Origin of the sequence: Gilliamella bombi (assembly GCF_900103255.1) — a bacterium.
In the GTDB taxonomy this organism is placed as follows: domain Bacteria; phylum Pseudomonadota; class Gammaproteobacteria; order Enterobacterales; family Orbaceae; genus Gilliamella; species Gilliamella bombi.
Genome location: NZ_FMWS01000003.1, coordinates 1 through 24,822 on the forward strand (window position 1 = coordinate 1; position 24,822 = coordinate 24,822).

Sequence of the window (24,822 nt, forward strand, 5' to 3'; positions counted from 1 at the left end):
TTCCTTTTTTAGTTGTGATAAGTTTTCCTTACCCCTTAAAAAAGTTGTATGAATTAGTGTAGCCGATCCATCGATTAAATAGGTGCCAATACAGCGTGTTGATGTATTTGATAGTAACGCAGCCACTGGCTGCTGCGCTTTGGGTGGTAATGTAATTGTTTGAATATTCTTGCTAAATATCTGACAACTGGTTAATACGGTTAGCCCGAATAGGCCAACAATAAAACAGTAATATTTATTCGTTTTCAAAAGAACTTTCCCTTATTCTAATGCTATTAGTGATTTCTCGCCAAATGACCATAAGTTGCTTTTCACTGTATGCTTGTGTTTCATCATCGGGGATTTTGTAGTACATTTCTAAACGTAATCGAGGCGTTTTATAAGTTGGATCTGTTACATGAATGCCTAAAGTAAAAATATAAGCTAACCCGTCAGTATTAAATTCCAAATTGTCTTCAGAAGATTTATTTTTAACCACCCACTCTTCTAATTTTAAGTTATTACTCTCACGCGTACCTTTATAAATGGTATAACCATCTCCTTGTGTAAAATAAACTTCAGGTTTATCAAGTAGTGCATAATCGCTTGCAAAATCATTAAATTCAAAATAGAAAGAAAAATCTTCAATACTATCATGCCAATAACCATAATTCATATCTTTCCATTCGCGATCTTCTCCATGCATAAAACTGTTAAACATGCAAAACCCAGGTGTTGTTGGGATAGTTAAATCATCACGAGGTTGAATTCGTTCAAACAGTTTATGTAACTCAGCTAATTTTTGTGGCACGTTATTCTCATAGGATTCAGGATCAATTTGCCTATCTTTAGCATATTGTTCGCCTAAGCCATTTTGTGCTTTCATTTCGATCTTTAACGTGACTTCATCTTGCCAGCGATAACCTTCTAACACTCTAAGAATATCAGAAGTACCAATACTTTCCATACGTTCAAAAATAATGCCTTGCATTTTATCGGGGTTATGGGTGTGCACAGGATACACGTGTTTTAGATAATTGCCATCAAGGGGATCAACCGGTTTAGTATTTCGCAACTCTTGCTCACGCCGAGCTATCATCTGTTTAAAAGGGGGGAAATATTGTTGCTTTGTGGTAATGGTCACATCATGATTACTTTTATAATAAAAGTTTCCCTTCTTTTTGACTTTAAATTCAATCGGTAAGTCGATTAAATAGGTGCCAATACAGCGTGTTGCGCTATTTTTTAATAACTCATTTACTTGTTGTTGTTGTGTTGGTGATAATTTAGTCATACGAATATCCTTATGAAATATCTGACAACTGGTTAATACGGTTAGCGCGAATAGACCTGCAATAAAACCGAAATAATATTTATAAAATTTAGTTAAATTAATCATTTATTTTTACCTTATACATAATGTCAACAATGGCTCGAAGGGTGAATTCTCGACTGTAGCGCACCAGTTAAAACAAAAAACGGATTCGCTCAACATAAAAACCTAGTTTATTATTGAGTTGAGCGAATTTTATATTAAATTGAATCGTTTTTGTGAATGTAATTAGCGTGCATTACACAACTAAATGCCGGCTCCTTAACCTCATCAATAATTGAATCATCAAAATTATCTGATACATCAATAGCGATTTTCAGCGCTTCATTTTCATCGCTCGCCCAGATAACAATGCTATCATATCCTTCGGTAACTGTTTTTTGTGAAATCACCTTATATAACTTTAACTTCATTTTATCTCCTTTATTACGGTTTTTGGGGAAATACAGCGTTGATATCAGACGCATCAACACGCGTTAATAATATTCGATATTTTTTCCATTGTTTTAGCTGTGCTTCTTCATTCGCTTCTTGCATGTCTAAATCAATGATATCTTGAAGTACCGCTATTTTTTCGTTAGCTTCATTGATTAATGAGTTTTTTAAATTTTGATTGTTTTTGATGAGATGTTCATTTTTTGCATCTTCATCTAAAACCCATTTCTTGCCGTCCCATTTACAGAATTCGAATGGCTCAAGTAATGTAAAACCATCACGAATTTTACCGAGATAATCAACTGTGCTTGATTCTTTCGTTTTTGTGTTATATACCGTTTTTTCTCGATTATCTTCAACTAAGACCCATTCCCCATTTTGCTCACACGGATAAAATCCATTCTTAAATTCTGGTTTAATGCGTAATGCATTATCTGGCGGTAATGTGTCATTATTCGCGTCCAATTCATGCGTAAATGGTCTTAACTCATTTGTGTTATCAAAATAATAATTAATCATATTAAACTCCAAGATAAATTACTGGTGTCATACCAATATTAACGGGTCTATTTTCGTGAGCAGTCGGCACTACGCGTGATGCATCAAAATTAAATACAACGTGACTACCCGTGTTGTTCCCTGCATATGCTGGCGATATAGTGTTTGAGTGATAAAATGCTTCGCTATCATTTAATGACGAAACAACCACATTACCAATTGAGCCTTTGATATTACGAATCGCATCATTTTCCCACGAACCAACCTGCCTGCTGCCGCCGTTTACTGCACGCTCAAAAAAGCCGCGGCCGTCTGGTGCAAACGCCGTGGGTACATTAATGTACTGCCTACCGTTAATTGTTTTTATCGCGATATTGTGATCTCTTTTGTAGTTAGCAGATAAACCATTTAAAGCTCGCCCCTGCGGCGAATCTAAAAGAAAGTTGTCGCCGTTGCGAAAATACCAACCGAACGGCAACTCTTCGTGTCGAAACGGCATCATACGCTGATCGCCAAGGGGAATGTATTTATTAATATTTGCTGTCGTGATTGCCTCATACCACGTTTGTTTACCGGCTTGCGTATCACAACGATAATAAATTCGTGGCTCTTTCGAGTTAACAACTGATAATTGTTCAACTTTCCAAGCTGTGTTATTACTAGGATATGCTAATAATGTCGCTGTGCTATTACCGGCAAGTTGCAAATCTGAAAAATCTGTCGTTCTACATTGATAAAATCCGCCCTCCAAATGATCATTAAAATTATTAGCAATAGCACCCGTCGATGAGCCGATACCGTAATCCCCAGCTTTTAAAACTGAGTGACCGTTAATTGCAACATCATCAACGTTTTCAAAACGCCAAGTATTACCGTTTGCTGCGTATCGTAATTTGTTTGTCCACGTGTTTGATTTAGCGTCATAAAATGCGTATATAAAACTATCACCTGATGGTCGTAGCACAAGTTCATTTCCGTTTTCATGCAAAAATTTTATTCCGTACGATCTTGATGAAAATGTAATTTGGCCGCTAATATCATCGCCTGATTTTTTCACTGCATTTGATGCTAAAGCATAAACCTTTTTTACAGCCAATGGGGTCGCAGCTTCGGTTTCTGATGTGCTGTTAATTGATGAGTTGAATTTTATAGTTTTCTGATTTTTACTGATAATACTTTTAATCGCACTCGACAGCTGATTAAGCTTACTTTTATCAGGAGTTATACTGCCATCACTTAGCACGTTTAATAATTCTGCTTGCACGATGTTAAACCAGTCAGCGCCTGGGTAGCTTGGTGGTGTCTGTGCGTCACCTTCGGTGAACCATTTTGCTTGGCGCGATAAAGTTTGCTTTATTTCGGGCATTACATCGATGCCGCTATTGTTATCCAAGTGAAACATTAGACTTCCTCGTAAATTAAATTGATATGGGCGGGTTTGTAGCGCTCTAGTAAACACTGCAAATCACCGTAATCATTGATTTTTAGATATGTTTTTACGTTATCTAATACAGTCATGTAATGCGATGCATAATTAAAAACTTTAACGTATGCAATCCACCAGTTGTGCCATGGGTGCAGTGGGTAGTTAATGTCGCGCATACAGTGATGCGGGTATCTATCTATAACCTCGATTGTGTAACCACGATCTGCAGCAATTTTTTCCAGAAATTTTGAGCACAGCGATGGCGTCATTTTTATTTTTGCCGATAGCGCTTGGTGACGCATTTCAATAGTTGCGGTTTCGTCAGTTGTGCAGTCCGGTAGTCCGGCAAACTCTTCCCACTCTTTTAGTAGTGACATTGCATCGCTAGGAATAACTTCCTTTAGTAGCAACTCTGCTGTTGATTCAACGCGTGAAAATTCATAACCAAACCCAAGCTGCAGTTTCGCATTTTCGCTATCTGGTTCTTTATTCCACGCATAACCCGATGGTAGCAACTGTAGGCCTGCATTTTGATAATCTTTGGGTGTCATAGCCATGTCACATCACCCAGTACAATCAATTCGTCGCTTGATGCTTCGATATCAGTCGTTAGATTAATTTGATGGTCGATAACATCTTTAGCATTTGATACTGCAGCACGAATATGCGAAAGATACACCTTTTCACCTAGCTGCGACTTATGTAGTAATTCAACTAATGCGCTGTAAACTGCCGTGCGTGTCTCAGGTGTGTCAGGGAACAATCTAATCTGCGGATTGATAGCTTTTAACACCGGTGCTTTTACAATTAACTCTGCAGCTGGCGGCTTACCTTCAAATTGATTAGTAACTGGATTGATGTGCCCGTTGATATACTCACGCACTCGGTTTAAGTCATCGCTAGATGGTAAGATATTTGCTTGTTCATCAAGCACAAACACCACGGTTACATAATTACAGTAGAGAGGTGCAGGGATACACCACGCCCGCGTAACACCAGCGCATTCGCGTGCCCACCTGATATAATCACATTTGTTGCCGCCGGACGGCGGATACTGAACACGAAACAGTAAACGAGCGCGTAGCGAGCTAATGCTTTCAATATCAGCACCGCCCGTCATCCCTGCAGTACTTAATGTAGCTTTGCTTTCAACGTTGGCAACGGGTGAAATTAATTCAAATTCGATGCCGCCAGCCGCGTTGCCGGTCGCGCCTTCATCAACGGCAATAACGTCGACCGCCGTGGTTCCTGCGTTCAATAACTTAGATTGACTGCATTCAATAACTAACCCTGAGCCTGTTTGCCACTGAGTGCCCGCGGTGATAGCTGTATCACCTCGAACCGTTAACATTAATTGACCGCTAGCCTTATTTGGCATCTTTCGTTGGATACCCCAAAATTGACAAAACAACAACAAAATCTCATCGTCAGCAAGATGTGGCACAATTTGCCTTGATATCCACCCCAAAAATTCATAAAGTCCATTAGTTTGCCCAGCATGTGCCATTGCAATTGCATCAATTAATAATGAGCGAACACCAACAGCGTTAAAATCACCTTTAGCGCGCTTAATTAATTCTGTTAATTTTGGCGGTGTGTATGACATTTAAACCCCATTTAAATATTATTTAAAGTCGCAGTAAAAGAATATTCCGGCACATCCTTGCTGTTTAATAAAACAGGGCGAACAGTTAACATTAAAACGCCATTTGACGGGTTTGCTGCTACAACTGTTACAGATTTAATTAAACGTTCTTTAATCATCCATTGTAGTGACTCTTCAGCATATTCTTGCGCGCGTTTTAACACTGATGGCAATTGTTTTTCACGACTTAGCAGCCATAGTCGAGAACCAATTTTTTTATCGCTGAATGAATCACCCCACCAACCACGCTTGTCTGTGCTACCATCCGGTAAAGTGTCATCATCATGCGCACGCGCATCAGTAAACAATGATGCGATAATATTGGTTAACACCTCGTTACCGTTGATATAATCGATATCTGCAGTGTGTTTGTTCCATGTTAATTGCATTTATCCTGCCTGCGGTTTTGATGTTGTTGAGCCACATTTTTCGCAATAGTGAACATGATTTAAAAAACTAATATCACTACTGATATGATCTGCAGCCGTGCTTGTTCCTGATGCCTTACTGTCACCGCCAATAATATCAACGTTGCCCGTAAATTGGGTTTGTGGTGTTTCAAACAAAATTTTTTCATCAGCTTTTGCGTGAAGGTTTTTACAAACTAGATTTACAAGTTGCTCTTCAGTTAATAATAAATAGTGACCATCTAAGTGATAGAGTGCGCTATCACCGCTTTTCAGGTCTTTTAATCGCGATGATTTACTATCAACAACCACCGCTACAAGATGCTGCCTTTTACCCCCAACAGACAAAACGATCGCTTCTGAACCGACTGGCGGCACCGATGTGTGCCCGTAATTTTGAAATCGTTCGACATCATCAGCCGTTTCACCGTCGAGTAAATTGATTTGCATATTTTGTTGTTTGAGTGAGTCGGTAACAATATTGACAACTGCGCGTGATACTAATAACTGTATTTTTCGTTGAAGTTGTTTAAACATTGCTATCTCCAAATCGTACTATTTCTTTTCTCTGGCTCAGCTGGTGCAAGAAACCCATCGCGCGACATTAGCAGTAATTTTGTTGTTATACCGTCATCATTACCAATACCGAATTCAGTCTCAACAATTAGCAACTCTTCAGCAAACAGGTCATAAATTTCAGCTGTTAAAAAGACCTGATGATTTGGTAACCATAAATTGATATCATCATATAGCCAACCCTGCGCCGTTACGCTAATAGGCTGACTATGTGCTGCGGCTCTTCGGCGTTCCCAGTCGCCACGTACAGCTGCATTTTTTTTGTTGATATTGTCATCTGACATGATGATAGTAGGGCGATAGCGTGTAATCGACTCATCAGTTACATTTGCATAAACCGCTGTTGATTGCACTGCTGTTTGAGTCTCGCCCCAAATCGCCCCGCCCGCAGAATCACCCAGAACGCGATACAGACTGAATCTATCGCGCCATGAGCGTGTTATACTTAAATTTTTGATATTATCGCCGAGCGTTAGTATTGCTATATTTTTTTCACCTGCGCTTGTGAATACCAGATTGCCGTAAACATCACTTGTCATGAGTATGCCGCGTTGGCGTGCAGCACGTGCCAGTATTTCAAAAACGGTCTCGCTCGGCTCTATTTGCATCCACCTAAAAGGTTCGCTTGCCTTACTGTCGTTCACATCCCAGATGACATCAATACCGAATGGCCTACATAAATCTTCGGCAATTTTTTGAAGTGACGCATTACGCCAGCGTCCTGACGCGTGAATTGCTGCGCAATCAATTAAATCAGCCGTTTTATCGCGACCGATAACCGTGATTGTGTGCTCTATATCACTAATATCAATGACAACTTCATCAATATAGCCCGTAATAACTCGATTGCTATTAATTTCAACATAACACTCAGCACCTGCTTTTATATCGCCGTCATTAACATCAGTTTTTGACGTAAGTTGCAAATTAAAAGAGCCACTCATGTCTTCTATACTGCGAGTTATACGCACATCAGTCCAGCCACTGTATATCAGCTGACCAACATATAATTCAACAATCGGCCTATCCATTATTGATTACCTCGTAATTTTTACCACCCATTGAAAACGTTGGATGTTTTAAATTATTTCTACGTGTAAATTGTCCAACTGGTACAGCGTTACCTGTCTCACGGTAGAGCATGACAAGAGCTGGCTCTGTTTGTTGTGCAGCGATAATTTTTCCAGCCGGCAATTTAGTTGATAGCTTTTCTAATTGAGTAACAAATGCATGCTTAACATCTTTTAATGCTCGTGCTGTTTGATACCAGTACATATCACTACTAGCAATAATGAGCGCTTGCAGCTTATCGCCGTGATTTTTGATTGCTTGCTTGCAATCGTCATAAGTCACAATCGCTTCAGATTGATTTTTTTTAACTGCTGCTGTTGCGTCTTGAATCACTGCTTTTGCGACTTCTGTAGCGATAATTACATCAACAAGCATTTGTAATGACTTTGTTACGTCATTTTTTTGTTTTGTCTCAGTTGCATTTTTAATATTCAATTCAACAGATTCGAATATTTGCGCTATTCCCACATTTAAATCGCTTAACAGCGGAGTAGGCGAGGTTGCGGTTTTTTGTTCCCTGCTTTGCTTTTGTGTTACTGGCGCATTAGCTGGGTTTGTTGATTTATTGATTTTCTTTTGCTTGTTATCGTTGCGTAAATCACTTATACCGCCGAGCAAATCACGCAATTCCCTAGCTGTTTTTTGGGGTGCTTTAAATAAGTTCTTTAGACTTGCTTTATATGAAGCTGCTTTACCCAATAGTGATGACAACCCCGAACCGCTAGCAACGCCACGAATCGCACCGGTAATGCCGTTTGCTATTGCTTCGCCAAATTCCATGCAATCCTCAATGAATGATATTGCGTCACTAACAGTATCGAAAATAGATACAAAATCATTAACAATATCAGCACCCAGAATGTCGGACAGAACCCCCATAATTGATAAGCCATCTTCATCAACGACAGGGGATTCTTCATCTGTGTCAGGCGTGAATGTTATTGTAAAATAGACAACACGCTGCTCGCTTGCGACAGTTCGGGAGCTCCACTGCTCAATATAGACTAATTGCGTTTTGTAATCTGGATGCTGTAACTCACCAGATTCCGGATTATCTAACGCATCAATTAATGCATCAGCTTGCTCTTTACAGTTATTGCCAACAACAACTGCATTGATTGTTGTTGATGCTGCACTACGCCCCATATTTTCGATTTTACCAACATCGCGCAGTGGGTATTCATGCTTAATTAATCGATTACCGCCGCTGCGCTCTGCGTTATCGATAATATAAAATGACACACCACGAAAAGAGCCTTTTCCCGTAGCTTTGGCGCCAAAGCTTTTTAAAAAATCCAGCATCAATACATACCTCCGCCGCGGCCGTACGTCTTACCTGTATTTACAACAATATCTGTATCTGCCGCGCTAATTGATTTTGTTTTAACTGTCAAGCCATCGGATGATTCGATTTTTAAAACAATTTCTGATTTTTCGGTTAACGAAGGGGGGGTCCCCTTTATTGTTTGCTGTTCATGCTTTGCATTAACGCCAAACGGTAGACGTATTGCTTCGCCTATTTTCTCCATCGCACCACTCAATGACTCGCTCACTTCCGTTATCGCATTATTCAGTGTCTTTCCGACGTTTTGCATGCTGTTATCAAGCGCGGGGCTTACAGAGCCCAACCAGCTTTGAGTATTTCCATCATCATAAAATGATTCGGGTTCATTCTCTGTTCGTTTTACATACTCAAATAACTGTTTACGTTTATCGTCATCAGGCAAGTCTTTAACTTTGTCTTCTGTTAATCGTGATGCTTCATAGATTTGCTGTGTTAGCGCAAATTGCTTTAACAGGTTGCCGCCCAGAGGATTTATTCCACCTGAGTTGCCATTGCCTCCAAAACCTCTACCGCCTTTCTGTTCATCCCAATTTGTCACATAAACAGGTGTCGCATCCGCCGATGATATTGCTGAATCCACAGCATTCCCCAGCTTACCCTTGCCTCCACTTAGCACGTTTTTAATGCTCTTGTAGCCTCGATACGCATAACGTGCCGCAATTGCTCCGCCGATGATTTTTGCGCCCGTTTCTAGCTTGCTGGTGTACTCATCTAATTGCTCAGGTGTGAGCGAGTTAATTGCATCTGCCAGCTCTTGGATTGGTTTTGCAAGTTTAAGCTGCGCCCATCTCTCACCAGCATTTGTAAGTGAAGTCAATGCACCGTTAAAAGTGTTGATGTTTTTTGATGCTTTTTCTTCAAGCAACCCGTCCTCAATTTTTACACCGCCAAGGAGTTTTTGCTGTTGCTCTGAATCAGCAAATGCTTTTGTTGTTTTTATTAAATTCTCAGGAAAAATGGTTTTTAAATTATGATCCTTAAATTTTGCACGATTACCTATTTCTAACAGAAGTTGCGCAGGGTCTTTAAATTGAGTTTTATCTTTGTCGCTATAGACATTAATACCATTATCCCGCAAAACTCTTTGAACCTGCTTATCCTTAATTGATTTGCCGAACGATTGCATTGCAGCAGCTGCATCAGCACTATTACCAATATATGAGTCGCTTAAACGCTGAATTGCCAGCATTTGCATCAACTGCTCTGGTGATTGCCACTGAGTATCTTTTGTTAACTCAATCATGCCAGCTAACTGCTCTTTGATATCGCCCGTGCCAATCTTTGATGCTGATGCAACACCGTTAAATAATTTATTAATATTGTCAGATGTAAAACCTTTATTCATTAATTGTGCAACATGCGCACCGGCTTCATCTGCATTTAGCCCAAGACCTTTTATAGCTTTAGCAATATTATCAACATTACTGATACTGCCCGATACATCGTTAGTACGTTCTAGCATCTTGTCTAATGCTGTAATTACATCGCTGTACGGCATTTTGTATGCTGCACCAGTTGCGTACACAGTATTTAAAAAGTCGTCAGATTGTTCAGCAGTAAGATTGTAACGCGTGCCAAGTTCTGTGAGCTGCTGCTGCCAGTCGCCAACCCTTTTTGCGGCCATGACTAAACCGCCGCCCGTTGCAAACCCGACAAATTTATTGTCAAATTTATCTAAAATTTTATTAGATGCGGACATTGCAGATGACATTAAACGCATAGAGCGAGAGCCGCTCTTGCCCATTTGCGATATCGCAGAGCCAAACGATTTTGCTTTTTGAGCAACATTACCCGTAAGGTTCACAACAAAATTTGCTTTATTCTCTGCTGTCATTTTTAAATGTCCAAGTTAAGTATCTATAAAAACGGTCGAGTGGCAATTTTAAAACCCATTCTGGGCTTGCGTTAATTCGAGCGCTAAGCGATAGCGCCGCTCGTTCGAGCTTACGAACGAGCATGAGCTTATCGCCCCTCTGCGCTATTTTCAGCCACCTCATCGATTATCGGATTGTTTAGCTCGTTATACTTTTTTCTAAGCAAGTCATAATCAACAATTGATAATGATTTAAGTTGCCCCATTGATAGCGGGCCATCTAAATCCCCAATTTTTGCAACACTGCGACGATATAACTCGGCTGACATAACAGCAGAGCTTGCAATTAACTGATGCCCTTGCGCTGTCAACTTAACTTGCTCTGCAGCGACTTCGCTATCAAGCAAGTCGCCCGTTGTTATTTTGCGCAGAGTTAACTCTGTAATACGCTCATCACCAACAAGCAAACCATCTTTTAATTTAATTTGCATTTAAATCCCCTTAAATCTCTTTCGCTTCGCATGATGTAAAGCCGCATGTAATATTACCCTCGCCGTTAACGCTAGCGTTACCATTTGCCCACGAGTTTGGCATCAGCCATTGTTTACCCGCGTCAGGGATAAATGTGATAGTCACATCCGTCATATTATTTAGATCAGCGATTGACGTGTTAGCACTATTCGGAATAGTCATATTAATCGTTGCTTCAACCGGTGTTTGATTAAACCCGTAAACCCGCGCACCCTTAACTGGCTGGCGCGTAAACCCACCTGTTGTAAATGTTGCACCAGTTAATGATTCGATTTCTCGACCGTTAACTCTAATAATAGCTGTACCTTGATATTGCATAATTAACCCTCGTTATAGTAAAAATTGAATTGAATGTGCGTAAATGCGGAACTGATTAACTAAATCGTCATTACTGAGCACGTTAATGCGATTTCTATCATTTGCATCACGCTCGACAATCAACGATTCTTTATATGCATCAAAATTCTCAAGCAATCCCATTGCTTCAAGCTCTGTAAATAACGCAATCAATTCAGCCCGAATAGTTGCCGGTGTTGCAATCGGTTGACCGACACCAAAACGCGTACCATCATCGGCCAACTTGTGACGCGGAAATTTTTGCGTAATACGGGCGCGTATTGCGTAACGTATATATGACAACGTTTTAATTGTTTCGACATCTAAATAACTGACATCTTCAACGTTATACTTATTTACGCGATACATTGTGATAACACGGTCTAGCTGAACTTTGCCATTTGCATTGACGTTATAAGCACTTAATCCATCAAACAAGTGCAAATTGCGCTCATTCCACTGCCATCTGTCAGCAATTGCTGGCGGCTTAATACCCGTTAACTCTAATGTCTGCACTGGTCGCGCTGGGTCGATATTTAACGCATAAGTACAAACCGCAGCATTGACAGATGCCCAAATATACGGCGGTTCTGGCGATATGCTTGTGGGTATGCATGTAAATAAATAATCATTGCGCGCTAACGCAAATGTGCTAGCTTGCGCGTGCGTGCCTCTATACGCAATCCAACATAACCCGTCAATTTGACGAAGACCGCTCCACCTTGATTGCAATTCCTCACTCAATAAGTTCAAGTTAGCGGTATCAGTGAACGGGTTAATAATGTCTGTCCACCACGTATCACCCAAAGCAGCAATAGCTTGCGACACATCTGGATTACCCACACCGCCGGTCATTTTTGAAATATCAATAGCAACGCCGGTTGGCAGGGTTTCACCTGCATAATAATTAATGCGAACATCAATATCATTACCTGTTATACCGCCCCAGCGACATGTTAGCACTACATCCACGCCCGACGAACTTGCGGTAACTGGTAGTAATGTATTAGCATTAATTGTTGCAGTAATTTTATTTGCAATTGTTGTTGCGGTTTCGTTTTGACGAACAGTAATGGGGATTGACACACCCGCAATCATTAATGCAACCTGACCAGCAACGCTACATGTGCCAGTAACTGTGATTTTACCTGTTGCGCGTACGGAGTCATCAGTATCATCTAGTGCTAGTGCATACAAGTCCGCATATGGATTTGCGTGTAAAAATGCCTTTAACATTTCAGCTAGCATCGAGCCTCGACCGAATGCTGCCTCGGCTTGCTCTTTACGAGTAATACGCGTCGGCTCTCCCGCATTAACCTTGCCGTTTGGTAGACGCAACCCTAACACTATGGTTTTATTATTTTTAACCGGTGTGCCCGTAATCGCTTGCGAGTTATCAAACTCAACATAAGTAAGTGGTACGCGCACCGTATTTGGTATTGTGTTAAATGAAACTGCCATTATTCAGCTCCTTTGCTTTTCTTCTTTGCTTGCTCAACGACTTCGATGTCGCCATCGTTCAATCTGCGAAGCCAATAACTATTTTTTGGTTTTAACTCACCGCTTTCAGCCAGTGGATCTAATGTCTCGGGGTCACGAACTGTGACGCCGCTAACGGGTTTAATAAAAAATTCAGTCATTATTATTGTCCTGTGGCAATGTATTTAATGATTCCCAGCTAGGGGTTACTGATATAAATTTATGATAGTAAGTAATAAAATCATCGATTGTGTGCTGCTCATCATCAGCAGGTAGCGGCATATCAACAATGAAATAGAGACCATATACGAATAGCCCACGTTTTGCAGATAAATCGCTAAATAGATTTGCAGATTGACTAAATTGCATTGCACGAGCTGCACAATTGAATCGCCGATTGTTTAGTAGCTTTATTAGATAGTCATGTATTAGAAATGCTTTTTCTGGCTCAATTCTGACACCATTAAGCACGTTGACAGAAACAAACAACGCCCATGTCTGCTTAACACAATAACGTAAATCACTGGGCGAATTACCAATAAATGCTACATAAACAGCCGGCGCTACTTTCAAAAGCGTACGCATTGTCTCGTCAGTCCATGCTCCACCCAATGCTTCTACTGTCTTAATTTCACCCGCAAAATGATTTTTAATACAATCAATCAGCTCTTTTTCAAGTGCAGCGGTTGGTGATAACTGGTTCATCAGATAAATCCTTTCGAACGACTGCGTGCCCAAACACTGCCGGCGCTAGTAACTACTGCAACATCACAGACCTCTGCAAGCTTTGAGTTATCAACAGATAACCCTAAGCTAATTTGCCCTGCAGCCACTTTCTCTAAAAAGCGAATGATGTCATCTTTATCTTTTTCGGCTTTTTCAGTGGCAACACTATCCGATAGATTGTAATACGCCAGCACACAAACAGCGCGAACCAGTACAGCAGGCACCTTATCAACAGGTAAAGTAATACGGCCGCTGATATAGCCGTCAATTGCTGCAGATGCGTCAAGAATTGCATTACTAATAATTTGCTCACGAGTTTGTAATGGCTCACCAGTTTCGTCATCAATATCAACTTTACTATCAGCTAGCTGGTTAATAGCTGTTTTGCCGTACCTGTTATACATATCCTGCGCTGTTGCGTACATCCTTTTACTCCTTGGTTTGTGACGCTGTTATTGCCTCGGTAACGTCATCTTTAGTTAATTCAGCATTACCTGTTACTTCGCGCCATTTTGTGATTTTTGGTGAGCCATCTCTATTGAAATAAACAGACTCATCACTCTCGGCTAAGGCAACCACAACTGCTTGAGATAGCTCAAGATGTGATTTAGGAGCTTCCGGAGTTTTAGCGCCACTTTCGCCATTTGCTCCGTTAGTTTCTTCAGTATTTCCTTTTCCACCGGTTTCATCTGCACCCAAACCCGAATTACTAGCAGAGCTACCAGTGCCGCCATTATCGCTAGAATCTTCATTTAATTTTTCCACCTCGATTGTCACAGTTAGCGCAGAATCAGCTTGCAGCATTTTGATTTGTTCTGCCGTTAGGTCTGAAAACGCATTCTTGCCCTTTGCGAGTGTTAGACCAGCTCGACGATAACCGTTATGTCGATTGTTGATAACTTCAATTTTTTGTTCCATTTTTTTACCTATTTAGTCGGTTTAGTTAACGGCATTTCAGCCGTTAACGCTAATTAAATCAAAGCAGCAACTAACCCAGATAATCTGCAACAACAAGCTCAAGACGATCTTGCAACTCGTTATCAACAGTTGCGCCTTGTTCTACAGTCAGACCACGTTTAAGCGCTTTCGTTGCTGCTTGTTCTAGCGAAGTTGGTACTACTAGGTGTGTCGGTTTAATACCTAATTTCTTATCACCATCACCACGAATTGCTCGCATATTTTCAATAGCTCGCCAAATATTATCGCCATTCAACGGCGCTTTAACTGCATACGCTAGCTGCCAAAACGAATACCCCGCCACGCAACGAGAGTCGACACCAAACCGCAACTCTTTACGCATAAATAGTGCTTCGTCTTTATCATCACTCATAATGATAAGATTTGGCTGTTGGCGTTCTTGGAAAATAAGTGGCTTAATCACACGGGAACAATCTAGAACGTACCAAGGTTGACCGGTATAATTAGGATCTTCTAGCACATTACTCACGCTAACTACGCCACCAGAGCCATCAACTTCTTTGTAAACTGGGTGGTCTGTATCAAAAAAATTCTGACCGTCATAACAGAGCGTAGTAAATCCTTTTGTCAATGCCGCAAAAACCAGCTCGTCGGGCAAGTTTGCTGCCGAATTTCCCATTTCTTCGAACATCATGCTATACACTCCGACTTCATCATCTGCGATAGCATTTTTTGGAACAACGACAGTGCCCTCGTAGTCATCATTTGTTAACTGATAACCGTGCTCTTTCATGCTTTTCAGTACGCGCTCACCAATCCATTTGCGCATTGCCGGAAAATCACCGAGCCACCCGTAAGTTGTTGAACGTGATGTGCTGGGTGCAACAGTTGCAACTTTGGCATATTGATGTTCAGCTCCAGACAAGCCTTTTTGAAAATCACCTTTCCACGCTGTAAATAAATTTTGTACCAGTTCATTAGTTACAATAGCCATTATTTTGCTGCTCCTTTTTTACGTTTTTGAAATTCAGCTTCAGTGATACCGAGCAATCGCGCTGCTTCTTTTTCACTAGCAGACAGTACTGCGGTATTAGCTTGTTGCTTAACTGGTTTATCAACCGATTTAGTTTGTTTTGCTGACAGCGATGCGATAGGGGGAATCGCATTAATCGCTGCTGATAGTGCTGCCACACCATACTTACGCCCAACAGCGGTTAGATAGCCAACGTTAGCATTTGTCACTTGCCCGCGACGTCGCCCGCGTTGCAGCAACTCATTAATCCCCGAGCTACCCGCACTTGCACAAAGTGCCGCGTGACGAGCGGAAAGTCGTTGATATGCCGAAACGGGCACTGCTTTTCTTAAATCAATACCGTTTAGTGCTGCTTCTTCAACGATAATTTCTGCCTCTTCAATTTCGCTGAGCGAGCTATCAACAACATCAACAATCTCGGTGATAGCAGATTCAGTTGTTGTTGCGCTTTCTAGTGCGTTGCTTACATCAACGGCGGCCTTTGATGCTTCCATTAACGCATTCAACTTTTCAGTAGCTTTGTTTGCAAACTCTGTTATGTTTTCATCATTTAATTCAGTTGAATCATCAGTGCCCAAAACACCGAGCTGCACCAGAATGCGTCTTAATGCTTCATTCATTTTTATTTCCTTTTGTTCATCTTCGTTAAAAAATTCAGCCGCTAGCGCAACTAACGATTTAATTTCAAGCAAAGCCGGATCGTTAGTTATTGCCGCCATCCGCAAATAAAGTGGATGCCCTTTTTCGTCGTACGGAAAAACAGCGGATAAGTCATTAAATTGCTCGCTTGCAATTTCAGACTCAGCGATAGGAGTCCATTTCGGACGTATGTATATGCCGTCAGGTCTCCATTGTATGTCTTGTGACGGGTTAACAATTCGCCCAGCAGCGGGCGCTTTTTGCCCATTTTCATTTTTGTAAAGCGTTTGGTGGTCGTAATCGATAAGAATCGGCTTACCCTTACTTTCATCGATTGTGCGTTGAATGAATGCAGTAGCTATGTTTTCATCTAAAAACCAGCAGCCACTTTCGACATCAAACGGGCGACCATCGCGGGCTTTAAATTCGCCTGCCGGTAGTAATTGATACCAACCATCACCAGCCGCATTTAATGTTGCTGATAAAATGGCAATCTTGTTTTTGTTGAGTGTGTTTTTCGTTTTCATGCCGCTAGATTAACGGCTAGGAAAATTTATTGGGTTTGTGGCGTTTCAAACATTTTTAAGGAAGAAAACAAATAAGAAATAAAAAGAGGGGAGGAAAGCGAGAATTAAACCCGTTTAAAACACGTTTAAAAACGTCTAGAATCATTTAAATATTTTTACATGCAATACTTATCATCTTTGGCTATTAATCGCGTTAGAGAGCGTTACATTAATTATATCGATAATATCTCTAATACCGTATTGAGATAACCCCATATAAGGGCGTGCAGGAACGGATGCAGGCGCCACTGGCATATCTGGCGTACCGCCCAGCTGATGAATTGCCGCGTAAACTTTGTTTGAACCAATAACCGCACTGACAGCATCAAAATCAGTAGTTAATGACATTGCCAAACCGCCCATTGTTCTATTTAGCATTTTACCGGTCAGTCCTTTGGCTGTTAACTTGGCAGCATAATTTGGCGTAAGTTGTTGCCACTGTCTGCCGGTTGTAGGGTCGGCTTCCTTTTGAAAAGCGTCATCAGCCTCACTTGCTAGCACGGCAGCAATGCCGCGAGTAATGGGCGTCATGTCTGCGCCAAGACCTTGCAAGCGTTTTATACTGGCTTGGATTGCTTCATCACTGAACTTATAATCTATTTGCATAATATTTAATCTTGTTTTATAGTTATCACTAAGCTGTGTACGGATAATGGTAATTCGGCATAAGCGCTCAGCGCCACATGTTTATGTGGGTTCAACTCCCACCACAGCAATAAGCCCTGCATGTCAGGGCTTTATTTATATCCCGCCCTTGAGTACAGCATACAGCCCACCTTTTACGCTCTTTTGCAAATCAACTATGCTAGCTTTGTATGCGTTAATTACGATATCAAGCGCGTCTTTCTGCCCCTTCAAATTATATGGCGCATTAATAACAATTTTCATTGTGTCGCTACCTTTAGCTATATAAAGCAAATTATTCTTTTGCTTATCCCACAGCACAGCTTGTGCATCAGCAATCAATTTAGGTAATGATTGATAATCTTTTAGAGTTAATTTAACGCCGGTTTTTTCATGCTTTAGGCTGTCAGCATGCAATATATTTTTTTCACTCACAGCAAATAATCTGGCTGGCTCAATCCCTGATATTTTTTTGACTTGCTCTGCAATATCATCAGTCATAAAACCTAATGGTTGCAATGCGTTACTCGCTCGCCTTGTTGTTAAAATATTGCCGACCCACTCGGCAAATGCATCATGACGTGCAGGCGCATTATTTAATGATTGAATAACCTGCTGACGTAGTTTTCTGTTTTGTAATGTTGTAAGTTTTTTGGCAATATTGATATCCGAACCCATGGCAGCACTACCAACATTACCCGACCAGCCGGCATCAGTTCGCATTGTTTGATTGCCTGATTTAAACTGTGTCACTTCAGATTGATACGCCTTACCCGTTGCATCATCAGTGCCGGTACTGACTTCATACGTTTCTAATTTCCCTTTACTTGACTCAACAGTTAACCCCTCACGCTCAACTTGGGCCTTAGTTAATGCACGAACACGGCAACGACACCCCCAGCCGTTGGGTGGGTAGAGCTTTTGCCAGATAGGATCGTCATATCTGAATACTTTTAAATGCAATGCGGCATGAGCTGCCCGTGTTCTATTATCCATGGTTGCAATATATTGCCAATAGGGATGCGTTTCGCTACTAGCTAATTGTTGCTGATAACGGCCTGCCTGATACGCAGTAGCAAGATTTGTGCGGTAGATAGTACTTAGTCGCCTTGGGCTGCCGAGCTGTATTTCTTTTGCATTACCATCACTATCAACATTAATCTGCTTACCCCACCAGCCGAGCTTTTGAAGAACGGGCGTTAAATTCTTTTTAAACTCTCTTTCTGTTATTCCCATTGCTAGCGCTCTATCAAGCTCTAATTGAATAGATTCAAGCACATCAAGCGAGGTTGCCTTTGCAACCGTGAATGCTTGAGCGTGTGCTTGTGTTGACATTTCTTGCCAGTTCCATGTGATTTTATAACCTTTGGAGCGAAAGTAATCGACCGCAAGCTTAGGCTCTAACTTCATCGCATACCCCAGATCCACATCAAGCATTTAATCGCCCCCACAGTTGCGCAACAAAGATGCCACGGGCAATCATATCTTGAAGTTGCTCACTATCTAAATCACTGTACAGATTTTCAATTTTATTTTTAGCTGTTGCTAAATCGTTTTGCATAATAATATCAACAATCGGCTTTAAAACGGGGTCGATCGTCTGCTGCCAGTCATTACCAGTAATTGCAGCAGGAGCTGCTTTTAACGGGTCGACCTCTTGACTAGCATTTAATGTTGCAAACCCTTTGGGGTTTTTAGCACTTAAAAATGCGGGCACTTGTGGTTCAGCTGCTTTAAGAATGTCGTCATCTTCAGAAGCTATCGGAATTTGTAACTTATCATGCACCCACGCCGTTGATATTTTCATGCCCATATTGACCAAGGTCGGCAAATTGCTGGCGTAGGTAGTCAAATCCTCGGGCTCACTTAAATCAAACTCAAAACGAGGGTGACGATTCGGATCGCTAAACGATTTACCGTTTAACATGTACAGTGGCATAATTAAATCACGAGTTAGCGTTGCAGCTAGCTGCTTAGCATCACTATCACGAACCTCAAAACGCACTTCGTTATGCACGTTCCCCAGTGCTTGTGAGCCAACACTACCGGCTTGGCTGGTTAGAGTTCCACCAAGTATTGCTTTAGACATACTAAGCTCAGCCCAGTTAACCATCGCAACGAACGGCTCTGCACCACCTTCAGCCGCACTTTTAAAATCCAGCTCCATGCCCGTTGGGATGATGCCGCCAGCATTATGCCCAATTTGCATCACAGCTTGTAATAGCGTGTTTTTTTCGTTATCAGTAGCACCGGATGGGTACTTACCCACACGAATCGGTAGTCCATAAATTTCAATAAACTCAGCTAAATCGCGTATTGAATAGTTTTTAAAAATAAATGGCCAAACTAGGGTGCGAATCAATCCGATTCGTGATAAATAACCGCTTTTGGATTTTGCAGTGTGAAATATCCAATTAAAGGGAGCAAGCTCTTGCCCTTCATGTGAACCATCACGTAATCGCAGCTCATTCTTATTGTCAGGATGACACTGAAACCAACTCTGATCACGATACTCAATACCCGTTGGCAGCATTAATCCATCCACCTGCTCCCAGCCAGTAAACTCCTGACAGCTAAATCCCTTCAAAATTGCATCGGTTGCATCATAGACACAATCGTCAAACCACGTAAAAGACTCTATAATTTCCGTGAGCAACTCCGCATCTCGTTGCTCTGCATCAGTTGCACGGGGCGGGGGGACTATATGCCAATTTAAACCCTGCACCGCTCGACGCCGCTTACCTAATTCAGATTGCAAGTGCGTGTCCTTTTCTTCCATATCTTCCGCTAACTCGCATTGCGGGTACAATGTACCACGCTCCGCCTCTAACAATATTGAGGCAGCTCGTGCTGGAGTTAAACCGATTGATGGGTGCGTACTTTCATGACGCTTTATTATTATTGCGCTGTCATTTTGGCGCTCAGTTTGTGGCGTTTTAGCAACAGACGGCACGCTAAACTTGGGCTCAGTTGCTCGCTCAATAAGTGTTGATTTGTTACGTTTTAATAAACCTAGCATTACCAGCATCCTTTTTCGTAATTGGGTAAATCATCATATCTATTATTTCGACCTGTTTTGGCTCGTTCACGCTCGTGCTTACTTGGTAGCGTAGTAAACTCAGCAACAAACCCATTCATATAGCTTGCACGAACAGCCATAATGTAGGCAACACAACTATCACCATGTCGCTTCTGACCATCACTACCTTTATCTCGTGATTTGTCGATTTTGGGTACACCACGAATTATCTGCAGATGTCGTTGGTCAATAATAATATCTTCGTCTTTAGGTATCTCGATAAAACCAGATTCGTATAACGCCTTATATTTTGGCGACCACTCTCGATAAAAATTCTCAGTAGTATGCACAGCATCAACCATTGATTGACCATAGCGTAATAGCAGCGCTTCACCCAGATAACCACCGTTACCCGTGGCATCTGTTGCAATACCAACAATTCTTGGTGTGTTATCAATAATCAAAAAGGCAAGCTCTTTTTGCTGATTGTATGGCACATCATGAAGCTCTATTGTTAATCGCATCTTACGAGTTGTGCTTTGTTCGATACTCTCAATCGCTATTGTTGACCTGTCACCATTTCGTGCAAAATCTTGACCGTAAGCATGGCGAGTTTCTTTATTTAATTTATCAAGTATTGGTTTGATTTTTTCATTGAAAAACGTTGTAATTTCAGTTGTTCGAGCAGGCTCAGTCCAAAGCATGTGCCCCTTGGGCATTTCGTAACGTATAACTTTATGCTCAGCTTTAGCCGCATTATCAATAAGGACACGAGGGATATAAGCACCGCCACCATTTTTTGGCACGCAATAATATTCTTCCAGTGCATCATCTTCAGTAAAGCAACCCTTTAATAAATCAGCTTTCCATTCGTCTTCTTTTTCCTGCGTCCAATCAATATGATTAACTTGGCAAATTCGACGATAAAGCCCATCACAGCAAGCATCATCAAGCGTAATGGTATGAACAGCCCCTTTACGCTTGCCTTTTCTGATTTCCTGAATCAGCTCATTAAAATTATTATCAGTGCCATTGTGTGTTGAGATAATGCGCACTTTAGCACCCCACATCGTGAGAGCCATTGCCGCTTTCAAAAGCTCGGGCAAATATTCATGGAATGCTGCTTCATCTATTACCACGTTACCTTGCATACCGCGTAGATTTTTCGGATTTGATGAAAGCGCTTGAATTTTAAAACCTGATGAAAAATAGATAACAAACGTTAAAACGTCCGTGCGCTCATTTTCAATAATCAGCGCCTCTTCAACAATTTCACTGACAGCATAATTAAATGCCTTAGCCCAGATTGCACATGCATCAATAAACTCACGCGCCATGTCTTTTGATGAGCCAACGTAAAACGTATTACGACCACCAGCGTCGCGACTCATTGCGCCAGTTAATGTTGCATCACAAGCTTCAGCCCAAGTTAACCCCGTTCGCCGTGATTTCTCAGCAACTTTTAAAACGGACGAATCAGCAACCCAACGCTTTTGATAGCCAAGCAGTACATCATCAGGATTAAATTCATTATTTAAAATGGCATTAACTGATGCTGAAACAGTTGTTATATCAGTTTTAAACTCAGTCATTACGCAATACCTAAAATCATTTGTTTAATATTTTGTGCTGTTTCGGCACTCATGCCAGCTGTTCTTACCGCCTTTTCAGTTGATTCGGCAACTTCTTCAGCAAATGCAGCACGGATTTCTTTTTCTCGCTTATGACTAGCCATTGCTGCTTGCTCTACACGTTGAATTGCTAACGCCATTTGTGCTAATGCTTTCGGCTCTACAGCTTTGCCTTTTTCACTCATGTGCATCGACGTTTCAAAGGCTAATGTTCTAACAATTTCTTGTAGCAATTTACCGACGTCAGACGTCGGTGCATCTCCCAACTTTGCCGTCCACGCTTCTGCTACCTCCCTCGATTGACGGATTTTAGCGCCAATATCTTCCATGCGGGTTGCATAGCGATTTAATCCGGTGCGGCTTAGTTTCATATCATCACTAAGACCGTGCTCATCAATAAGCTCATTAATAGCCACACGAATATCTTGCTGTGTCATGCTTTTATCACGTAGTAGCTTGTGTAGCTCATCTTTGATGGCTTGCGGTAGCAAATCAACTTTAGACGGTCGCCCGCGTGTTTGTTTAGTCATAGTCGCTTGCTCGTGGTTTTTTTACACCAATAACCGTTGCTCGCCCAGTTGCAACATCTTCACCGCGTCCCGTAATATCAGCAACAAAGCAGCCGGCCACATCTTGAAGTTTTACCAGATTTTGCTCAGCTAACCAGCTCATGTATGAGCGCATTAAGTCACGACTGATGCGATGACCGTACTGATCCAAGCATGTTTGTAATACCGATTCATTTGCTGAGCCGCCACAGTCGCATAAAGCACGAAGTGCAACTAGTCGACGATCCTCATCTAGTAATTGTCTAAAGCTCATTTTTTGCTTTCCTTTAATTCGTTTTCTAATAAAAGATTGCTGATCCGTTTTACTCCGGCCAATTCGGGCTTTATCTCTTTAATATCACCACGCAACCCCGATATTTCAAGATTTAATTTATGGATATCATCCTTGGTTGGCAGTGACTCAAGTTGCCCCTGAATTGTCGAGACATCTTTTTTTAGTTTTGATACATCACTTGCAATAGCGTCTAGCTCTTCACGTTTTGCGAATTTTGTCGCTAAAAACATCACTAAAAACGACAAGGCAAACGCCCCCAGAGAGCTAAGTGTCGACCAATGCTGCCGTAAAAAATCAATCATAATCGCCCCTGTTTTTTCTTAAGTTCATATATGTACTGACAATCAATACAGCGAACGATATAACCACCTGCATTTAATCGCTCAGCAGGGATTGGTTCATCACAATCAATACAGCTATCACTAACTCGCTGTGGACGAACTCTATTAATATAGTTATCAATCTCTGTATTACGCAGCAATTGTTCTGTATCATTACTTTTATCGACCAAGTCCATTTCGTAGTTTTCCCCACTCTGTAATAATTTTTATGTTGTTTTCTAATCGCTGACAGTAAGCGCCGTATTGTGTAGCAAACCGCAACAGTTCGGCGGGCTTGCCGTTTTTGGGAGGCAACGGCCTTACTGGTAGCGTCATAGCCGATGATGGCGGCTTGTTATTTACAATCGTAGCCATAGGCTCTTTTGTAGATGCACAAGCTGTCAGCACCAATGCCGTTATAAGTAGCACCGTCTTTTTTAATCGCATCATCTATCGCACTCTCCAACTGTTGTAACTGCTCTGTAATTTGATTTTGTTTTTCGATTAACTGTCGCGTTAATTCATCATTAAGCGCTGACTGTCGTTGCAGTTCGATTTTATGAGCGTTAGCAACCGCTAATCTTTCTTGCATAAAATTCTCTTTTAAAGTTGCAATCCTTGCTTCTAGCTTTTGGCTTTGTTGCATCCAATAAAAACTAATTACCGAAAGTGCAAATAGTGCGATCATGACTGGTGATAAGTTTTTTAAAAATTTAATCATTAGAATCATCCTTCAATTCAACATCACGCTTAATTGCAGCACGCTTGCTTGCCTGCGACTGCGCAACCCAAGCTGCCAGATAAGTACCTAGCAGCAGCTCGTTTTGCTGATAGTTAAAACATTGGTAAAGTACAACAATGCTAGATACAACAAACGCCAAAGTTACCGCACAATCTGATGACGATAATTTACCGGTCTTCGGGTTTGTAATTAATTCAAGTAATTTTTTCATGCTTTGATTTCCTTAAATCCATAAGAGCTTTTTGTAATCTAATATCCTGCTCACTAACGCTTCGCCAGCCCTTTGTAAAAACAGATTGATAAGTAGCATCATGACTGTATAACGGGACTACCTTGTAGTTATCGCCACTTATCGCACGGTTCATTGCACACTCACGTGCAAACTCAAAAAGTTCTAAAAATTTTTTATTACGTAAAATGGGGTACATTTTGACGTAATCATCAATTGAGTGAGCAGACTCAATCATTAGTTAGCACCCCAGCGACTGCGGTTTTGGCGCACATCAATATGGGTAAATGATTTATAACGGCCTAAACCGTATTTATCTGGGTATTTTGATTCTAGGTAATTAGCAACATCCTTAGGGCGAACGCCCTTAACGACAATGTCGGCCGCATTACCGCTCATATGCTGGCTAAGAGGCGAGCCACCAACCGCTTTATTATGAGATGAGCAGCGATAAGCGCTATTGATAATGACCGGTACATTAAAGTGCTCACGCACATCTTCAAGTACATCAAGCAGCTCATAAGCATATAAAACATTGCCGCAACCGCATTTGCACATGAACTCTGATTTTTTAAAGTGTGGGGATAATTGGTTTTCCATTTTCTATCCTTTAATTAGTTTAATAATTAAAGGATAGGGGAATTAAAGAATTGTTGGG

General features: G+C 41.3%; 35 protein-coding genes. All 35 read right to left on the reverse strand.

Annotated features, from left to right (window positions below; all coding sequences use genetic code 11):
• Nucleotides 1–249, reverse strand: a 249-nt coding sequence (locus tag B9N71_RS00595) for a hypothetical protein (RefSeq protein WP_143421968.1), incomplete at its 3' end; no start/stop codon positions are given.
• Nucleotides 236–1,378, reverse strand: coding sequence for a Tli4 family immunity protein (locus B9N71_RS00600; RefSeq protein WP_085163741.1), 1,143 nt, complete (start codon nt 1,376–1,378; stop codon nt 236–238). The genes B9N71_RS00600 and B9N71_RS00595, both read right to left, overlap by 14 nt.
• Before the next feature lie 134 nt (nt 1,379–1,512).
• The gene (locus B9N71_RS00605; protein ID WP_065588493.1) at nt 1,513–1,725 is read right to left on the reverse strand and encodes a hypothetical protein; all 213 of its coding nucleotides are present in this window, start codon (nt 1,723–1,725) and stop codon (nt 1,513–1,515) included.
• A 13-nt stretch (nt 1,726–1,738) separates the two neighbouring features.
• Nucleotides 1,739–2,266: a tail fiber assembly protein gene (locus B9N71_RS00610; protein ID WP_085163742.1), complete on the reverse strand. Its 528-nt coding sequence runs from the start codon at nt 2,264–2,266 to the stop codon at nt 1,739–1,741.
• Nucleotide 2,267: 1 nt separating this feature from the next.
• A complete protein-coding gene (locus B9N71_RS00615; RefSeq protein WP_085163743.1) occupies nt 2,268–3,647 on the reverse strand; it encodes a phage tail protein in 1,380 nt (459 codons plus the stop codon).
• Nucleotides 3,647–4,228: a YmfQ family protein gene (locus tag B9N71_RS00620; RefSeq protein ID WP_085163744.1), complete on the reverse strand. Its 582-nt coding sequence runs from the start codon at nt 4,226–4,228 to the stop codon at nt 3,647–3,649. The genes B9N71_RS00615 and B9N71_RS00620 overlap by 1 nt, the downstream gene beginning before the upstream one ends.
• Nucleotides 4,219–5,277: a baseplate J/gp47 family protein gene (locus B9N71_RS00625; RefSeq protein ID WP_085163745.1), complete on the reverse strand. Its 1,059-nt coding sequence runs from the start codon at nt 5,275–5,277 to the stop codon at nt 4,219–4,221. Before B9N71_RS00625 ends, B9N71_RS00620 begins: the two co-directional genes overlap by 10 nt.
• A gap of 11 nt (nt 5,278–5,288) precedes the next feature.
• Complete coding sequence (locus tag B9N71_RS00630; RefSeq protein ID WP_085163746.1) at nt 5,289–5,705, reverse strand: phage GP46 family protein; 417 nt, start codon at nt 5,703–5,705, stop codon at nt 5,289–5,291.
• Nucleotides 5,706–6,260 carry a phage baseplate assembly protein V gene (locus tag B9N71_RS00635; protein ID WP_085163747.1) on the reverse strand — a complete coding sequence of 185 codons (555 nt, stop codon included), beginning with the start codon at nt 6,258–6,260 and terminating at the stop codon, nt 5,706–5,708. It abuts the gene before it with no gap.
• Nucleotides 6,261–6,262: 2 nt separating this feature from the next.
• Nucleotides 6,263–7,330, reverse strand: a complete 1,068-nt coding sequence (locus B9N71_RS00640; protein WP_085163748.1) for a phage baseplate assembly protein — start codon at nt 7,328–7,330, stop codon at nt 6,263–6,265.
• Complete coding sequence (locus B9N71_RS00645) at nt 7,323–8,672, reverse strand: DNA circularization protein (RefSeq protein WP_085163749.1); 1,350 nt, start codon at nt 8,670–8,672, stop codon at nt 7,323–7,325. Before B9N71_RS00645 ends, B9N71_RS00640 begins: the two co-directional genes overlap by 8 nt.
• Complete coding sequence (locus B9N71_RS00650; protein WP_085163750.1) at nt 8,672–10,549, reverse strand: phage tail tape measure protein; 1,878 nt, start codon at nt 10,547–10,549, stop codon at nt 8,672–8,674. The genes B9N71_RS00645 and B9N71_RS00650 overlap by 1 nt, the downstream gene beginning before the upstream one ends.
• Nucleotides 10,533–10,673, reverse strand: a complete 141-nt coding sequence (locus B9N71_RS12910) for a hypothetical protein (RefSeq protein ID WP_167370027.1) — start codon at nt 10,671–10,673, stop codon at nt 10,533–10,535. The genes B9N71_RS00650 and B9N71_RS12910 overlap by 17 nt, the downstream gene beginning before the upstream one ends.
• 4 nt (nt 10,674–10,677) lie before the next feature.
• Nucleotides 10,678–11,019 (reverse strand): phage tail assembly protein, encoded by a 342-nt coding sequence (locus tag B9N71_RS00655; RefSeq protein WP_085163751.1) that lies wholly within the window; start codon nt 11,017–11,019, stop codon nt 10,678–10,680.
• A gap of 10 nt (nt 11,020–11,029) precedes the next feature.
• The gene (locus B9N71_RS00660) at nt 11,030–11,377 is read right to left on the reverse strand and encodes a phage tail tube protein (protein WP_085163752.1); all 348 of its coding nucleotides are present in this window, start codon (nt 11,375–11,377) and stop codon (nt 11,030–11,032) included.
• Between the two features lie 12 nt (nt 11,378–11,389).
• A complete protein-coding gene (locus B9N71_RS00665) occupies nt 11,390–12,856 on the reverse strand; it encodes a phage tail sheath subtilisin-like domain-containing protein (protein ID WP_085163753.1) in 1,467 nt (488 codons plus the stop codon).
• Nucleotides 12,856–13,035, reverse strand: coding sequence for a DUF2635 domain-containing protein (locus B9N71_RS00670; protein ID WP_085163754.1), 180 nt, complete (start codon nt 13,033–13,035; stop codon nt 12,856–12,858). Before B9N71_RS00670 ends, B9N71_RS00665 begins: the two co-directional genes overlap by 1 nt.
• Nucleotides 13,028–13,579, reverse strand: a complete 552-nt coding sequence (locus tag B9N71_RS00675) for a phage protein Gp37 (protein ID WP_085163755.1) — start codon at nt 13,577–13,579, stop codon at nt 13,028–13,030. The genes B9N71_RS00670 and B9N71_RS00675 overlap by 8 nt, the downstream gene beginning before the upstream one ends.
• The gene (locus B9N71_RS00680) at nt 13,579–14,025 is read right to left on the reverse strand and encodes a gp436 family protein (RefSeq protein ID WP_085163756.1); all 447 of its coding nucleotides are present in this window, start codon (nt 14,023–14,025) and stop codon (nt 13,579–13,581) included. Before B9N71_RS00680 ends, B9N71_RS00675 begins: the two co-directional genes overlap by 1 nt.
• Nucleotides 14,026–14,029: 4 nt before the next feature.
• Complete coding sequence (locus tag B9N71_RS00685; protein WP_085163757.1) at nt 14,030–14,518, reverse strand: HI1506-related protein; 489 nt, start codon at nt 14,516–14,518, stop codon at nt 14,030–14,032.
• A 70-nt stretch (nt 14,519–14,588) separates the two neighbouring features.
• Entirely contained in the window at nt 14,589–15,512 is a 924-nt protein-coding gene (locus tag B9N71_RS00690) for a Mu-like prophage major head subunit gpT family protein (protein ID WP_085163758.1), read from the reverse strand.
• Nucleotides 15,512–16,717 (reverse strand): phage protease, encoded by a 1,206-nt coding sequence (locus tag B9N71_RS00695; RefSeq protein ID WP_085163759.1) that lies wholly within the window; start codon nt 16,715–16,717, stop codon nt 15,512–15,514. The genes B9N71_RS00690 and B9N71_RS00695 overlap by 1 nt, the downstream gene beginning before the upstream one ends.
• Nucleotides 16,718–16,888: 171 nt before the next feature.
• Nucleotides 16,889–17,362: a phage virion morphogenesis protein gene (locus B9N71_RS00700; protein ID WP_085163760.1), complete on the reverse strand. Its 474-nt coding sequence runs from the start codon at nt 17,360–17,362 to the stop codon at nt 16,889–16,891.
• Between the two features lie 135 nt (nt 17,363–17,497).
• Nucleotides 17,498–18,817, reverse strand: coding sequence for a phage head morphogenesis protein (locus tag B9N71_RS00705; protein WP_085163761.1), 1,320 nt, complete (start codon nt 18,815–18,817; stop codon nt 17,498–17,500).
• Nucleotides 18,810–20,399, reverse strand: a complete 1,590-nt coding sequence (locus B9N71_RS00710) for a DUF935 domain-containing protein (protein ID WP_085163762.1) — start codon at nt 20,397–20,399, stop codon at nt 18,810–18,812. The genes B9N71_RS00705 and B9N71_RS00710 overlap by 8 nt, the downstream gene beginning before the upstream one ends.
• Nucleotides 20,399–21,991, reverse strand: a complete 1,593-nt coding sequence (locus B9N71_RS00715; RefSeq protein ID WP_085163763.1) for a terminase large subunit domain-containing protein — start codon at nt 21,989–21,991, stop codon at nt 20,399–20,401. The genes B9N71_RS00710 and B9N71_RS00715 overlap by 1 nt, the downstream gene beginning before the upstream one ends.
• A complete protein-coding gene (locus B9N71_RS00720; protein WP_065566635.1) occupies nt 21,991–22,560 on the reverse strand; it encodes a DUF3486 family protein in 570 nt (189 codons plus the stop codon). Before B9N71_RS00720 ends, B9N71_RS00715 begins: the two co-directional genes overlap by 1 nt.
• A complete protein-coding gene (locus B9N71_RS00725) occupies nt 22,553–22,852 on the reverse strand; it encodes a VpaChn25_0724 family phage protein (protein WP_085163764.1) in 300 nt (99 codons plus the stop codon). Before B9N71_RS00725 ends, B9N71_RS00720 begins: the two co-directional genes overlap by 8 nt.
• Entirely contained in the window at nt 22,849–23,175 is a 327-nt protein-coding gene (locus B9N71_RS00730; protein ID WP_065566633.1) for a DUF2730 family protein, read from the reverse strand. Before B9N71_RS00730 ends, B9N71_RS00725 begins: the two co-directional genes overlap by 4 nt.
• Nucleotides 23,172–23,390: a TraR/DksA C4-type zinc finger protein gene (locus tag B9N71_RS00735; protein ID WP_085163765.1), complete on the reverse strand. Its 219-nt coding sequence runs from the start codon at nt 23,388–23,390 to the stop codon at nt 23,172–23,174. The genes B9N71_RS00730 and B9N71_RS00735 overlap by 4 nt, the downstream gene beginning before the upstream one ends.
• Nucleotides 23,374–23,568, reverse strand: coding sequence for a hypothetical protein (locus tag B9N71_RS00740; protein WP_085163766.1), 195 nt, complete (start codon nt 23,566–23,568; stop codon nt 23,374–23,376). Before B9N71_RS00740 ends, B9N71_RS00735 begins: the two co-directional genes overlap by 17 nt.
• Complete coding sequence (locus B9N71_RS00745; RefSeq protein ID WP_085163767.1) at nt 23,549–23,914, reverse strand: hypothetical protein; 366 nt, start codon at nt 23,912–23,914, stop codon at nt 23,549–23,551. The genes B9N71_RS00740 and B9N71_RS00745 overlap by 20 nt, the downstream gene beginning before the upstream one ends.
• On the reverse strand, nt 23,907–24,146 hold the full coding sequence (locus B9N71_RS00750; protein ID WP_085163768.1) for a DUF2644 domain-containing protein: 240 nt from the start codon (nt 24,144–24,146) through the stop codon (nt 23,907–23,909). The genes B9N71_RS00745 and B9N71_RS00750 overlap by 8 nt, the downstream gene beginning before the upstream one ends.
• Complete coding sequence (locus tag B9N71_RS00755; RefSeq protein WP_085163769.1) at nt 24,130–24,402, reverse strand: hypothetical protein; 273 nt, start codon at nt 24,400–24,402, stop codon at nt 24,130–24,132. Before B9N71_RS00755 ends, B9N71_RS00750 begins: the two co-directional genes overlap by 17 nt.
• Nucleotides 24,402–24,764, reverse strand: a complete 363-nt coding sequence (locus B9N71_RS00760; RefSeq protein ID WP_085163770.1) for a D-Ala-D-Ala carboxypeptidase family metallohydrolase — start codon at nt 24,762–24,764, stop codon at nt 24,402–24,404. The genes B9N71_RS00755 and B9N71_RS00760 overlap by 1 nt, the downstream gene beginning before the upstream one ends.
• Between the last annotated feature and the right edge of the window lie 58 nt (nt 24,765–24,822).

Excerpts from the sequence above, each read along its gene's own strand:
- B9N71_RS00670 (WP_085163754.1), bottom strand. The coding sequence starts at position 13,035 with ATGACTGAATTTTTTATTAAACCCGTTAGCGGCGTCACAGTTCGTGAC.
- B9N71_RS00700 (WP_085163760.1), bottom strand. The coding sequence starts at position 17,362 with ATGCAAATAGATTATAAGTTCAGTGATGAAGCAATCCAAGCCAGTATA.
- B9N71_RS00685 (WP_085163757.1), bottom strand. The coding sequence starts at position 14,518 with ATGGAACAAAAAATTGAAGTTATCAACAATCGACATAACGGTTATCGT.
- B9N71_RS00730 (WP_065566633.1), bottom strand. The coding sequence starts at position 23,175 with ATGATTGATTTTTTACGGCAGCATTGGTCGACACTTAGCTCTCTGGGG.
- B9N71_RS00735 (WP_085163765.1), bottom strand. The coding sequence starts at position 23,390 with ATGGACTTGGTCGATAAAAGTAATGATACAGAACAATTGCTGCGTAAT.
- B9N71_RS00720 (WP_065566635.1), bottom strand. The coding sequence starts at position 22,560 with ATGACTAAACAAACACGCGGGCGACCGTCTAAAGTTGATTTGCTACCG.
- B9N71_RS00645 (WP_085163749.1), bottom strand. The coding sequence starts at position 8,672 with ATGCTGGATTTTTTAAAAAGCTTTGGCGCCAAAGCTACGGGAAAAGGC.
- B9N71_RS00610 (WP_085163742.1), bottom strand. The coding sequence starts at position 2,266 with ATGATTAATTATTATTTTGATAACACAAATGAGTTAAGACCATTTACG.
- B9N71_RS00615 (WP_085163743.1), bottom strand. The coding sequence starts at position 3,647 with ATGTTTCACTTGGATAACAATAGCGGCATCGATGTAATGCCCGAAATA.
- B9N71_RS00630 (WP_085163746.1), bottom strand. The coding sequence starts at position 5,705 with ATGCAATTAACATGGAACAAACACACTGCAGATATCGATTATATCAAC.
- B9N71_RS00655 (WP_085163751.1), bottom strand. The coding sequence starts at position 11,019 with ATGCAAATTAAATTAAAAGATGGTTTGCTTGTTGGTGATGAGCGTATT.
- B9N71_RS00600 (WP_085163741.1), bottom strand. The coding sequence starts at position 1,378 with ATGATTAATTTAACTAAATTTTATAAATATTATTTCGGTTTTATTGCA.
- B9N71_RS00760 (WP_085163770.1), bottom strand. The coding sequence starts at position 24,764 with ATGGAAAACCAATTATCCCCACACTTTAAAAAATCAGAGTTCATGTGC.
- B9N71_RS00755 (WP_085163769.1), bottom strand. The coding sequence starts at position 24,402 with ATGATTGAGTCTGCTCACTCAATTGATGATTACGTCAAAATGTACCCC.
- B9N71_RS00715 (WP_085163763.1), bottom strand. The coding sequence starts at position 21,991 with ATGACTGAGTTTAAAACTGATATAACAACTGTTTCAGCATCAGTTAAT.
- B9N71_RS00690 (WP_085163758.1), bottom strand. The coding sequence starts at position 15,512 with ATGGCTATTGTAACTAATGAACTGGTACAAAATTTATTTACAGCGTGG.
- B9N71_RS00695 (WP_085163759.1), bottom strand. The coding sequence starts at position 16,717 with ATGAAAACGAAAAACACACTCAACAAAAACAAGATTGCCATTTTATCA.
- B9N71_RS00675 (WP_085163755.1), bottom strand. The coding sequence starts at position 13,579 with ATGAACCAGTTATCACCAACCGCTGCACTTGAAAAAGAGCTGATTGAT.
- B9N71_RS00705 (WP_085163761.1), bottom strand. The coding sequence starts at position 18,817 with ATGCTTGATGTGGATCTGGGGTATGCGATGAAGTTAGAGCCTAAGCTT.
- B9N71_RS00620 (WP_085163744.1), bottom strand. The coding sequence starts at position 4,228 with ATGGCTATGACACCCAAAGATTATCAAAATGCAGGCCTACAGTTGCTA.
- B9N71_RS00605 (WP_065588493.1), bottom strand. The coding sequence starts at position 1,725 with ATGAAGTTAAAGTTATATAAGGTGATTTCACAAAAAACAGTTACCGAA.
- B9N71_RS00750 (WP_085163768.1), bottom strand. The coding sequence starts at position 24,146 with ATGAAAAAATTACTTGAATTAATTACAAACCCGAAGACCGGTAAATTA.
- B9N71_RS00745 (WP_085163767.1), bottom strand. The coding sequence starts at position 23,914 with ATGATTAAATTTTTAAAAAACTTATCACCAGTCATGATCGCACTATTT.
- B9N71_RS12910 (WP_167370027.1), bottom strand. The coding sequence starts at position 10,673 with ATGCTCGTTCGTAAGCTCGAACGAGCGGCGCTATCGCTTAGCGCTCGA.
- B9N71_RS00680 (WP_085163756.1), bottom strand. The coding sequence starts at position 14,025 with ATGTACGCAACAGCGCAGGATATGTATAACAGGTACGGCAAAACAGCT.
- B9N71_RS00740 (WP_085163766.1), bottom strand. The coding sequence starts at position 23,568 with ATGGCTACGATTGTAAATAACAAGCCGCCATCATCGGCTATGACGCTA.
- B9N71_RS00725 (WP_085163764.1), bottom strand. The coding sequence starts at position 22,852 with ATGAGCTTTAGACAATTACTAGATGAGGATCGTCGACTAGTTGCACTT.
- B9N71_RS00665 (WP_085163753.1), bottom strand. The coding sequence starts at position 12,856 with ATGGCAGTTTCATTTAACACAATACCAAATACGGTGCGCGTACCACTT.
- B9N71_RS00625 (WP_085163745.1), bottom strand. The coding sequence starts at position 5,277 with ATGTCATACACACCGCCAAAATTAACAGAATTAATTAAGCGCGCTAAA.
- B9N71_RS00660 (WP_085163752.1), bottom strand. The coding sequence starts at position 11,377 with ATGCAATATCAAGGTACAGCTATTATTAGAGTTAACGGTCGAGAAATC.
- B9N71_RS00635 (WP_085163747.1), bottom strand. The coding sequence starts at position 6,260 with ATGTTTAAACAACTTCAACGAAAAATACAGTTATTAGTATCACGCGCA.
- B9N71_RS00640 (WP_085163748.1), bottom strand. The coding sequence starts at position 7,330 with ATGGATAGGCCGATTGTTGAATTATATGTTGGTCAGCTGATATACAGT.
- B9N71_RS00650 (WP_085163750.1), bottom strand. The coding sequence starts at position 10,549 with ATGACAGCAGAGAATAAAGCAAATTTTGTTGTGAACCTTACGGGTAAT.
- B9N71_RS00710 (WP_085163762.1), bottom strand. The coding sequence starts at position 20,399 with ATGCTAGGTTTATTAAAACGTAACAAATCAACACTTATTGAGCGAGCA.